This is a genomic window from Natronospirillum sp. (assembly GCF_022565775.1).
In the GTDB taxonomy this organism is placed as follows: domain Bacteria; phylum Pseudomonadota; class Gammaproteobacteria; order Pseudomonadales; family Natronospirillaceae; genus Natronospirillum.
In genome coordinates, this window is sequence record NZ_JAIUMC010000097.1 from 1 (window position 1) to 12004 (window position 12004).

The 12004-nt window shown below is 60.0% G+C and carries 7 protein-coding genes; 4 read left to right on the forward strand and 3 right to left on the reverse strand.

Going from position 1 to position 12004, the window contains the following annotated elements; all coding sequences use genetic code 11:
* Positions 1–143 precede the first annotated feature (143 nt).
* The gene (gene uvrA, locus LAT62_RS14005) at positions 144–2990 is read right to left on the reverse strand and encodes an excinuclease ABC subunit UvrA (RefSeq protein ID WP_293385190.1); all 2847 of its coding nucleotides are present in this window, start codon (positions 2988–2990) and stop codon (positions 144–146) included.
* Between the two features lie 155 nt (positions 2991–3145).
* Here uvrA and LAT62_RS14010 point away from each other — a divergent pair, with 155 nt between their 5' ends.
* Together LAT62_RS14010 and LAT62_RS14015 are read left to right on the forward strand one after the other, a co-directional pair.
* Complete coding sequence (locus tag LAT62_RS14010; RefSeq protein WP_293385193.1) at positions 3146–4519, forward strand: MFS transporter; 1374 nt, start codon at positions 3146–3148, stop codon at positions 4517–4519.
* A 7-nt stretch (positions 4520–4526) separates the two neighbouring features.
* Entirely contained in the window at positions 4527–5051 is a 525-nt protein-coding gene (locus tag LAT62_RS14015; RefSeq protein WP_293385196.1) for a single-stranded DNA-binding protein, read from the forward strand.
* Positions 5052–5106: 55 nt separating this feature from the next.
* Here LAT62_RS14015 and mqo read toward each other — a convergent pair whose 3' ends face one another.
* Entirely contained in the window at positions 5107–6600 is a 1494-nt protein-coding gene (mqo, locus tag LAT62_RS14020; RefSeq protein ID WP_293385199.1) for a malate dehydrogenase (quinone), read from the reverse strand.
* Positions 6601–6828: 228 nt separating this feature from the next.
* Here mqo and mgtE point away from each other — a divergent pair, with 228 nt between their 5' ends.
* Together mgtE and LAT62_RS14030 are read left to right on the forward strand one after the other, a co-directional pair.
* Complete coding sequence (gene mgtE, locus LAT62_RS14025; protein WP_293385202.1) at positions 6829–8187, forward strand: magnesium transporter; 1359 nt, start codon at positions 6829–6831, stop codon at positions 8185–8187.
* Between the two features lie 60 nt (positions 8188–8247).
* The gene (locus LAT62_RS14030) at positions 8248–9783 is read left to right on the forward strand and encodes a Ppx/GppA phosphatase family protein (protein ID WP_293385205.1); all 1536 of its coding nucleotides are present in this window, start codon (positions 8248–8250) and stop codon (positions 9781–9783) included.
* A gap of 27 nt (positions 9784–9810) precedes the next feature.
* Here LAT62_RS14030 and ppk1 read toward each other — a convergent pair whose 3' ends face one another.
* Positions 9811–11883: a polyphosphate kinase 1 gene (gene ppk1 / locus LAT62_RS14035; protein WP_293385208.1), complete on the reverse strand. Its 2073-nt coding sequence runs from the start codon at positions 11881–11883 to the stop codon at positions 9811–9813.
* Positions 11884–12004: the final 121 nt, after the last annotated feature.

Below are 12004 nucleotides of genomic sequence, written 5' to 3' on the forward strand. Positions count from 1 at the left end.
TGGCCCGCCCGACCGGGACCAGTGAGCGGCGGAAACAAGGCACCACTGTTCGCGGCCTGCTGACCCGGTTTGGCTTTCCCTCCATCAGGTGGCATCGGCCGCGTGGTCATGACCCTAATGATCGGCCGCTCGGCACAGCCCACTCAGGCAGTCTCCGAGACAGGTGTTTTCAACAGCGGCGCGAGGAACTGGCCGGTCAGTGAGTGGCTGGCGGCAGCGATTTCCTCCGGTGTGCCTTCGGCGATGATTTGCCCGCCCTTGTTGCCGCCCTCCGGCCCCAGATCTATCACCCAGTCGGCCGTCTTGATCACATCCAGATTGTGCTCGATCACCACGATGCTGTTGCCCCGATCGCGCAACTGATGCAGTACGTGCAGCAACTGGCGGATATCATGGAAGTGCAACCCCGTGGTCGGCTCGTCCAGAATGTACAGCGTCTTGCCCGTATCCCGCTTCGACAGCTCCCGCGCCAGCTTGATGCGCTGCGCCTCACCGCCGGACAGGGTGGTCGCCGCCTGACCCAGCTTGACGTAGGACAGCCCCACATCCATCAGTGTTTGCAGCTTGCGCTGCAATGCCGGAATGGCCGAGAAGAACGTCAGTGCTTCCTCCACCGTCATTTCCAGCACATCGTGAATGCTCTTGCCCTTGAACAGAACCTCCAGCGTCTCCCGGTTGTAGCGCTTGCCGGAACACACATCACAGGGCACATAGACATCAGCCAGAAAGTGCATTTCCACCTTGATCACGCCATCACCCTGACAGGCCTCGCAGCGCCCGCCCTTGACGTTGAAGCTGAAACGGCCCGGCGTATAGCCCCGAGATCGGGCCTCCTGGGTGGCCGCAAACAGCTCGCGAATGGCGGTGAAAATGCCGGTATAGGTGGCAGGATTGGAGCGCGGTGTGCGCCCGATCGGGCTCTGGTCGATATCGACCACCTTGTCGAAATGGTCCATGCCGGTCACCCCTCGATGCGGTTCCGGCTTGAGCGTCGTGGCATTGTTGAGCTCGGTCGCGGCCAACGGATAGAGGGTGCCATTGATCAGCGTCGACTTGCCCGACCCGGACACCCCGGTAATGCAGGTGAACAAACCTACGGGCAAGCGCAGCGTGACGTCCTTCAGGTTGTTGCCGCTGGCGCCGGTCAGTGTCAGCCAGCTATCTTTCCGGGGCTTGTTGCGCGGATGGGGGATGGCAATGGACTGAATGCCGCACAGGTACTGGCCGGTCAGCGAACTGGCATTGGCCATGATGTCCTGCGGTGTGCCCGAGGCCACCACCTGGCCACCATGCACGCCGGCACCCGGCCCGATATCCAGCACATGGTCCGCCGTACGGATGGCGTCTTCATCATGTTCGACCACCAGCACCGTGTTGCCCAGATCGCGCAGCCGGCGCAGCGCACTCAGCAGGCGGGCATTGTCACGCTGGTGCAGGCCGATTGAAGGCTCGTCCAGAATATACATGACACCGACCAGGCCGGCCCCGATCTGGCTGGCCAGCCGAATGCGCTGGGTCTCGCCACCGGACAGGGTGTTGGCCGAGCGCTCCAGGCTCAGGTATTCCAGCCCCACATTGACCAGAAAGGACAGCCGCTGGCGAATCTCCTTCAGAATCTTGTCGGCGATGGCGCCTTGCGACCCGGTGAGCTGCAGTTGCTCGAAATAGGTATAGGCCTCGCCGATGGGCAGATGCACCAGATCGGGCAGCGTGCGGTTGTCGACAAAGACATGGCGTGAGGACTGCTTGAGACGGGAGCCGTGGCAGTCGGGGCAGGGCTGCTCGGTCAGGTAGCGGGCCAGTTCTTCGCGCACCGACGACGATTCGGTTTCCCGATAGCGTCGATTCATGTTGGGCAGAATGCCCTCGAAGGTGTGGTGCCGCTCTACCGTGTCGCCCCGGCTGTTGATATAGCGAAAGCGGATTTTCTCTGTACCGCTGCCCTGCAGCACACGGTCCTTGAAGGCTTCTGGCAGATCATCCCAGTTGCGCTTCAGGTCGACCCCGTCATGCTCGGCCAGTGCCTCGAGCATGGAGTAATAATAGATGCTGCGTCGATCCCACCCGGCAATCGCGCCCTCGGCCAGGCGCAGGTGCGGATCGCGCACTACCTTGGCTTCGTCGAAATACTGGCGCACACCCAGTCCGTCACAACTGGGGCAGGCACCGGCGGGATTGTTGAAAGAGAAGACTCTGGGTTCCAGTTCCGGAATGCTGTAGCCGCACACCGGACAGGCGAACTTGGCGGAAAAAACCATCGGCTCCGGGCCGTCGTCGTCCATCGGCACGACCAGGGCCACATCGTCGGCCAGCGCCAGACAGGTTTCCAGTGATTCGGCCAGGCGCAGGCGCAGATCGTCGCGCACCTTGAAGCGGTCGACCACGGCTTCTATGGTGTGCTTGCGCTTCTTGTCCAGTTCCGGCAGTTCATCCAGATCGAATACGCGGCCATCCACCCGCACCCGGACAAACCCCTGCGCCTGCAATTGCTCGAAAACATGCAGATGTTCGCCCTTGCGCTCCTTGATCACCGGGGCCAGCAGCATCAGCTTGCTGCCTTCGGGCAGCGCCATGATCTGGTCCACCATCTGGTCGATGGTCTGGGCGGCCAGCGGCTCGTCATGGTCGGGGCAGCGCGGCTCGCCGGCGCGCGCAAACAGCAGGCGCAGATAGTCATAGATCTCGGTGGTGGTGCCGACGGTTGAGCGCGGGTTGTGCGTGGTGGTTTTCTGCTCGATGGAAATGGCCGGCGACAGGCCCTCGATGTGATCCACATCCGGCTTTTCCATCATCGACAGGAACTGGCGCGCGTAGGTGGACAGCGACTCGACATAGCGACGCTGCCCCTCTGCGTAAAGCGTATCGAAAGCCAGTGACGATTTGCCCGAGCCACTGAGTCCGGTAATCACGACCAACTGGTCGCGGGGTATCTCGACATCAATGTTTTTCAGATTGTGCGTGCGGGCACCTTGTACCTGGATACTTTTCATAGACTCGGGGCGGGCTCTCGAATGAACAGGGCATGATACTCAAAAGCGGCTGTCCCGTCATGGGGCAGAGGTCAATGCGCCTCCCTAAACCGTATCTGATCTGATAATATCCGCTGCCCGTTCCGGCGACCCGAAATCAGTATCAGGAAAGCGCTTTGCCTGTCCGAATTATCTGCTCGATCAGTCTGATTTATATGACCCGGATGCTGGGTCTGTTCATGGTCCTGCCCGTCATCATGTTGCTCGGACAGGACTATGCAGGCGCCACAGCGGCTTCTCTGGGCATGGCGCTGGGCATCTACGGACTGACCCAGGCCGGCCTCCAGATTCCACTCGGCATGCTGTCCGACATGGTCGGGCGGCGTCCGGTGCTGGTGGCGGGGCTGATTCTGTTTGCTCTGGGCAGCGTGGTCGCGGCGCTGGCAGAGTCGGTGAACGGGTTGATCATTGGCCGTGCCCTGCAGGGCGCTGGCGCGATCTCCAGCACGCTGCTGGCCTTGCTGGCTGACCTGACACCGCCGCGCCATCGCACCACGGCGCTGGCCATTGTCGGGGTGAGTATTGGCCTGTCGTTTTCACTGGCCATGGTGCTGGGTCCCATGGTTGCGGCCTGGGGCGGCTTGGCCGGCATTTTCGTTCTGACCACCGGGTTGGCGCTTATTGCGCTCGTGCTGGTGATGACGCTGCCGCGGCCAACACGTCAAGTATCGGATGGCTATCAACGCTGGCGCCCTGAACTGCTGCCGATCGTCTTGCGCACTCGGGGTCTCTGGCCGTTGCATCTGGGCATATTCTGTCTGCATGCCGTGCTGGCTGCGTTATTTCTGGTGGCGCCGGAGCGGTTGGCCGCTTTGGGCTACAGCCTCACTCAGCAGGGGCTGATTTATCTGGCCATGGCGGCCGTGGCACTGCTGGCGCTGGGTCCCATGATGCGGGTCAGTGAACGACATCACCGGCCCAAGAGCATGATCCTGCTGGCACAGCTCCTGGTGCTTGCGGCCATTGTATTGTTGCCCGCCGGATCGGGTGAGCGCGTGCCGACTTTTGTGGCGCTGGCCCTGTTTTTCGTTGGCTTCAATTTTCTTGAGGCCAGCCTGCCGTCATGGCTCAGCCGCCTCGCACCTTCGGCACATCGGGGTACGGCCATGGGTGTGTTTTCCAGCTTCCAGTTTCTCGGCGCCGCCGCTGGCGGTATTCTGGGCGGCCTCGGACTCGACGCAGGGGGAGGCCTGTTTGTGTTAGGCTGCGCAGCAGGGTTTCTTCTCGTCTGGGGCCTGTTTACACTGCACGCCGAGCCGCCACCCCTGTCCCGACAGATCACGCTGGAAGCGCGGGAGCTGGCTGATCTCGAACCGAATCGGACAGAAGGGTGGGGCCTGCATCTCTGGGCCGAGCAACTGGCGGCGCTGGACGGCGTGCTGGATGTGCATATACTGGACGACGAATCAGCGCTGATGGTGCGCGTCTCCGGCCAGGAACTGGATCGAACGGCCCTGCTGGCCGCACATGATAAATCGACAACGGATTAACAACGCTATGGCAAAAGGTACAGTCAACAAAGTCATCATTCTCGGCCGTTTGGGTCAGGACCCGGAGGTGCGTGCTGCCGCCAGCGGCACGACAGTGGCCAACCTGAATGTCGCCACCAATGAACTGGGCCCGAAAGACCCCAGCGGCATGCGTCAGGAAAATACGGAATGGCACCGTTGCGTGCTGTTCGGACGCACCGCCGAGCTGGCACAGCAGTATCTGAGCAAGGGGTCACTGGTGTATCTGGAAGGCCGCCTGCAAACGCGCAAATGGCAGGACCAGTCTGGCAATGATCGCTACTCCACCGAAATCGTCGTCAATGAGATGCAGTTTGTTGGCGGGGGCCAGGGCGGCGGTGGTCAGGGCATGGGTGGCCAGCAGGGTGGTGGTTACCAGCAGGGCGGCGGCTTCAATCAGCCGCAGCAGCAGGCGCCTCAGCAGGCAGCGCAACAACGCCAGCCGCAGCAACAACCTCAGCCGCAGCAGAGCAACAACAACTTTGACGATTTTGACGACGACATTCCGTTCTAAGATTGACCAAGTATTGTGAAACCCCGCTGTTGCGGGGTTTTTTGTGTCTGCTTGATTACTTCGGCCGCCGGCGCAGCTTCAGCGCCGCCAGGGTGCGGGCCCGCACGGCGCGTGCCAGTTGCGGGTCGTCAATGAGTGAGCGGCCATAGGAGGGAATCATTTCGCCGACACGCTCTTTCCAGTCCGGGTTCTTCTGGCGCTTCGGGAAGCAGCGTTCAATCACATCCAGCATGGCACTCACTGCGGTCGAGGCGCCCGGGGAGGCGCCCAGCAGCGCGGCCAGAGAACCGTCTTCCGACACGATGATTTCAGTGCCGAATTCGAGCTTGCCGCCTTTTTCCGCATCCTGCTTGATGATCTGTACCCGCTGACCGGCCTTGGCCAGTTCCCAGTCATCATCGCGGGCTTCCGGATAATATTCGCGCAGGCTGGTCATGCGGCCTTTCTGGCTCTGCAGCGCTTCGCGCATCAGATAAACCGTCAACGGCATATTGTCGAGGCCGGCCCCGACCATGGGCTTGACGTTGCCCACATTCATCGAGCGCATCAGGTCTGTTACCGACCCGGATTTGAGGAATTTGGTGGTAAAGCCGGCAAAGGGACCAAACAGCAGGGAGCGCTTGCCGCCGATAATACGCGTGTCCAGGTGTGGCACGGACATGGGCGGCGCGCCGACTGCAGCCTTGCCATAGACCTTGGCTTCATGCTCGGCGACCACATTCTGATTCTGGCAGACCAGCCACTGTCCGCTGACCGGAAAACCGCCATACCCCTTGCCTTCCGGGATGCCGGATTTGTGCAGCAATGGCAGTGCAGCGCCCCCGGCGCCAAGAAAGACAAATTCGGTGCGTACGCGATACACATTGTCGGTATGGGTGTCTTCGAGTTCAACACTCCAGCCACCCTTGTCACGCTGGCGCATATCGCGCACCCGCGTATGGGTGCGCAGTTCGAAATGATCCTGGCCGTCCAGATAGTTCACCAGGTGTCGGGTCAGGGCGCCAAAGTCCACATCGGCCCCATAGGGTACGCGCGTGGCGGCGACGGGCTGACCGTCCTTGCGCCCCGCCATCACCAGCGGCATCCACTCGCGCAACTGGTCGGGGTCATCACTGAAAGCCATGTCCGCGAACAGATGGTGCTTGCTCAGCAGTTCATGGCGTCGGCGCAGGAAATCGACATTCTTCTCGCCCCAGACAAAGCTCAGATGGGGTGTGGGATTGATGAAGCTTTCCGGGTCGGGCAGGTGGCCCTGCTCGACCAGCCAGGACCAGAGCTGCAAGCTGATTTCGAAATTGGCATTGATCGACATCGCCTTGGCGGTATCGATCTGGCCGTCCTTGGTTTCCGGGGTGTAATTCAGTTCACAGTAGCCGGCATGGCCGGTGCCTGCATTGTTCCAGCCGTCCGAGCTCTCGCGTGCGGGAGCGTCCAGGCTTTCTACCATCAGAATATTCAAGGAAGGGTCGAGGGAGCGCAGCAGTACCCCCAATGTCGCACTCATGGTACCAGCGCCTACCAGCACCACATCAGCCTGTTCTACCGCCAAAACAATCCACCTTGTCAGCGTCGAAAAACGTGGCGCGAGTATATACTAATTGCCTGTGGTTAAGTAAATGATGCTGTGCAATTTATTCATCAACCAGACCAAAGTCGAACACCCGCGCGGGAGCTTGCGAGATCTGGCATACTGAGGCTGCATTGCATTGCATTGCCTTGCCTGCAGGCAATGTAAAAATACTCTGACATTCAGGGGTTGGTTGCCAGGGATTTCAGTATGGCTCAGTTATTAACCACAGAAGGACTCGCCGAGGCACTGGAACGCCAGGACGAGGCTTTGATTGCCGAGCAGGTCAGCGGCCTGCAAGCGGCTGACCTGGCGGATTTCATCCGCCAGGAAGGCCAGAACGAGGCTGAACTGGCCACGCGGCTCCTTTCTCATCTACCGCTTTCCGAGCGCGCCCGCGCCTTCGGCTATCTGGACACTGGCCTGCAGGCCCGGCTGGCGCATGACCTGTCACCGACAGCACTGGCTCGCTTGCTGAGCAAGATGGAAGCCGATGAGCGGGCAGACCTGTTCAAACTGGTTGAAGAGGATGTGCAGGAAGCCGCTCTGCGCCAGATGGCCAGCGAAGAACGCGAAGACCTGCGCCGCCTTGCCAGCTATCAGGAGGGTACCGCCGGTGCACTGATGACCAGCGACTATGTGGCCATTGCCCAAGGGTTGACGGTAAAGCAGGCGCTGCAGGCCGTGCGCTCCACGGCACCCGATGCCGAAACCATCTATCAGGTGTACATCATAGATGACGAACGGCGGTTGCTCGGCACGGTATCTTTACGCGAGCTGATTCTGGCACTGCCGGAGCAGTCGATGGATGACCTGATGCGCTCTGAACTGGTCACGGTATCCGTCGATGAAGATCAGGAGCAGGTGGCCCGTCAGGTCAGCCGCTATGACCTGCTGGCCTTGCCGGTACTGGACACCGACCAGAGGCTGGTCGGCATAGTCACCCACGATGATGCGATGGACGTGGCTGCCGAAGAAGCCACTGAGGATATGCACAAGGCGGCCACCATCGGCAAGCTCAGCCAGGGGTTTGGCAGTTCCGGCCTGCTTGAACTCTATCGCAAGCGGATCGTCTGGCTGGTTTTGCTGGTGTTTGCCAATATTTTCTCCGGCCTGGGTATCGCCTATTTCGAAGATACGATCGCCGCCTATATTGTGCTCGTTTTCTTTTTGCCGCTGCTGGTGGACAGCAGCGGCAACGCCGGCTCTCAGGCCGCCACGCTGATGGTCCGGGGTCTGGCTACCGGTGATGTACGACTGGCCGACTGGGGGCGTCATTTCGGGCGAGAACTGCTGGTTGCGGGTTCACTGGGTCTCACCATGGCGCTGGCGGTGTCTGTGCTTGGCGTCATTCGTGGCGGGCCGGACATTGCCCTGGTAGTGGCCAGTAGCATGATTGTCGTAGTGGTGATGGGCAGCCTCATCGGCATGAGCCTGCCTTTTTTGCTCAACCGTCTGGGCTGGGACCCGGCAACGGCCAGTGCCCCGCTGGTCACCTCGATAGCGGATGCCGTCGGGGTGCTGATCTATTTCACCATAGCAACAATGGTTCTGGGGCTGCCCGCGTAAGAGTACTGTAACAATCCAGTGTTACCCTGAATCGTTTATACCGCCGGGTTGTCCTTCTGCATGTTCACACTGACGCGCCTGTTTCGCCGCACACCTGATGACTTCGCCGCTCTGGACCTGGGGTCCAACTCCTTCCATATGGTAATTGCCCGCAAGGAAAACGGGGAGCTGCGCCTGCTGGACCGGCTGCGTGAACCGGTGCGATTGGGGTTTGGGCTGGATCAGCACGGACAAATCAGCCTGGACGCCCAGAGACGGGCACTGGACTGTCTGGCCCGGTTCGGCGAGCGACTGATCGCGTTTCCCTCAGGCTCCGTGCGCTGTGTCGGCACCCGTACACTGCGCATGGCTACAAAGTCGGAGGATTTTCTCGCCGCTGCAGAGCAGGCGCTGGGTCACCCGATCGAAGTCATTACCGGCAGTGAAGAAGCCCGCCTGATTTATGAGGGTGTGGCACACAGCCTTGCCGGGCAGGACGGGACTCGGCTGGTGGCTGATATTGGCGGGGGTAGCACGGAACTGATCATTGGTCAGCAGTTCGACATTGCCTACAAGGAAAGTCTCAACATGGGCTGCGTGGCCGTGACACGAGACTTCTTTCCGGACGGAAAAGTGACCTCCGGACGTGTGCAGAAAGCCCTGCTGGCCTGTGCGCAGGAAACAGATCCAATTCTGCGCGCTCTGAAGCGGCATGGCTGGAAGCATGAAGTCGGTGCCAGCGGCACCATAAAGACGGCGCATCGCGTCTGTGTGGCCAATGGCTGGGCCCAGCCGGGGATTACTCTGAAGGGCTTGCAGGAAATCTGTGCTCGATACGAGCAGCATGGTCAGGTTGAAGGGCTGAAACTGGACGGCCTGAGTGCCGACAGAGATCCGGTTTTCCTGGGCGGCGTCATAGTTCTGCGCACTTTGTTCGAGACCCTGGGCCTCAAGTCGATGGAGGCCTCCCAGGGGGCACTGCGTGAAGGGCTGCTGTTTGATCTGGTGGGCCGCTATGACGATCGCGATATTCGAGAGCAAAGCGTACAGCGCCTGTCAGAGCGTTTTCATGTGGACAGCGAGCAGGCCGAACGGGTCGCCAGAACGGCAACAGATCTGGTGCAGCAGGTGGACGAAGACTGGGAGCTGAACCTGGAAGAAGCCAAGCGCTATCTGGGCTGGGCGTCCTGGCTGCTGGAAGTCGGGCTGGATATCGCCCATGACAACTTCCACAAACACAGTGCTTATATCTGCGAGCACAGTGACCTGGCCGGCTTTTCGATGCAGGAACAGCAGATACTGGCTTTTCTGGTGCTGGCGCAGCGGCGCAAGTTCCCCGCCAAAACATACCGCTCTCGCAAGTCGGAAACCGGTGCCCTGGACAAGTCGATTCAGCGCCTGGCCGTTCTGTTGCGTCTGGCCGTCATTCTGCATCGGGCCAGAGCAGAACACACCGAGCCGCCCATCAAGTTGCGGGTCGGGCCGGGTAAAAAGGAGATCACGCTCTATCTGGATCAGGGCTGGCTGGCGCAGCAGCCTCTGGTGGCGGCTGACCTGGCGACTGAAATCGACCATCTGAAAGCGATCAACCTCACGTTGACAGTGCAGCCGAACTGACCGGGCTGGGCCATTGGCATTGAAGGTCTACGGCTTGCCGCTCAATTCGCCCAGCAACTGATCCTGAGCACTGAAGCGCTCCTTGTGTTTGCCCGGCTCGCAGAGCAGGTAGGCGCCATTCGGCTGCAATTCCCAGGCTTCGCAGTTGTCGCGCAGGTAGTACTCGAGTTCGCGCAGAACGCGGTCTTTCATGTGCCGGTTCAGAATCGGGAAGGCCGATTCGACGCGATGGAACATGTTTCTTTCCATCCAGTCGGCGCTGGAGGCCCAGATTTCCCCGCCATGCGGTGCGTTGCTGAAATAGAAGACCCGGGTGTGCTCGAGAAAACGTCCGAGTACCGAGCGCACGCGGATGTTTTCGGATACCCCCGGGATGCCAGGCTTCAGCTGGCAGATTCCACGCACGATCAGGTCGATCTGCACGCCGGCCTGAGACGCCTCGTAGAGCTTGCGCGTCACTCTTTCCTCATAAAGGCCGTTCATCTTGCCGATAATGCGCGCGGGCTGCCCCTGCCGGGCAGCCTTGATTTCCTGATCGATTCGCTTCAGCAGGCCCTTGTGCAGCGTGAAGGGGGCATGCTGCAGGTGCGTCATCTTGGAGATCTTGCCCAAGCTGGTCAGTTGCAGGAACAGCCGGTAGACATCCTCCCCCAGTTCCTGATTGGCAGACAGCAGTCCATAGTCCGTATAGATCCGGGTCGTCTGTGGGTGGTAGTTGCCCGTACCCAAATGGACATAGTTGCGCAGGTTCCGGTTTTCACGACGGGAGACCAGAATCATCTTGGCGTGGGTCTTGTACCCCACGACACCATAGACCACATGGATTCCAACCTCCTGCAACCGCGCCGACAGGGCCACATTGGCTTCCTCGTCAAACCGGGCGCGCAACTCGATCACCACCGTGACCTCCTTGCCCGCCTTGGCAGCCGCCACCAGAGCGTCCACGATGGCTGAGCTGGGGCCGGTACGATAGAGCGTCTGCTTGATGGCCAGTACCTTCGAGTCTCGGGCGGCAGCCCAGAGAAAGTCGATAATGGTGCGAAAGGAGTCAAATGGATGATGGAACAGTATGTCCTGTTTGCGAATGGCCGTGAAAATGCTGTCCTTCTTGCGCACCGGCTTGGGCAGTCGGGCGGTAAAGGGTGTGAACTTCAGGTCCGGGCGACTGGCCAGTTCGATCAACTGAGTCAACCGGTTCAGGTTGACCGGCCCGTCCACCCGATACAGGTCGGTTCGGGTCATTTCAAACTGGTTCAGCAGGAAATCCACCATGTCATCAGGGCAGTTTTCCGCCACTTCCAGACGCACTTCGTCGCCATACTGTCGATAGACCAGTTCGCCCTCAATAGCGCGCCGCAGGTCTTCGGCTTCTTCTTCATCCACAAAGAGGTCGGAGTTTCGCGTCACCCGAAACTGATAAGCCGCTCTCGATGTGATGCCATGGAAGAGACCATCCAGATATTCGTGAATAACGGATGACATGAAAACGAAGGTGAGATAACGGCGTCCTCCTACTCGGATGGGCAGTCGAATCATCTCTGGCAGACTGCGCGGCACTGGCACGACGGCCATGCCGCTTTTACGCCCGAAAGCATCCTTGCCTTCAAGCTGCACGATGAAATTCAGGCTCTTGTTGAGGATGCGCGGAAACGGATGAGCCGGGTCCAGCCCCATGGGCGACAGCAGGGGCAGCACTTCGTCTTCAAAGTAGGCCTGCAACCAGCGCCGCTGCCCTTCCGTCCACTGCTCCCGGCGCACGATGCGGATGCCTTCGCGCAGCAGGGCCGGCAGTAAACGATCATTCAGCAGGCTGTACTGGTGATTCACCAGTTGATGGGCGCGTATCGCGATTTCCTGCAGAGTTTCGGCCGGGCCGAGGCCATCTGCACCTGGAGCGTCAATGCCCGCCTCCAGGCGCTCCTTGAGACCACCCACCCGAATCTCGAAGAATTCATCCATATTGGAGGACGATATGCAGAGAAAACGCAGGCGCTCCAGCAACGGAATGTCACTGCGCTCGGCCTGTGCGAGGACACGCCAATGGAAGGCCATCAGGCTGAGTTCCCGATTGGAAAAGTGTTGCGCAGTGATGTCGGTCATACGGCTCAAAATAGCAGCCGATTATGTCAGAATTGTTGCGGTTCCTGCTGTTCTGTTGCGGGAAACACTAGTGTCCCGAGTGGTTAATTCGTATATTTTTGCTTATCAAGGTTCATCCTCG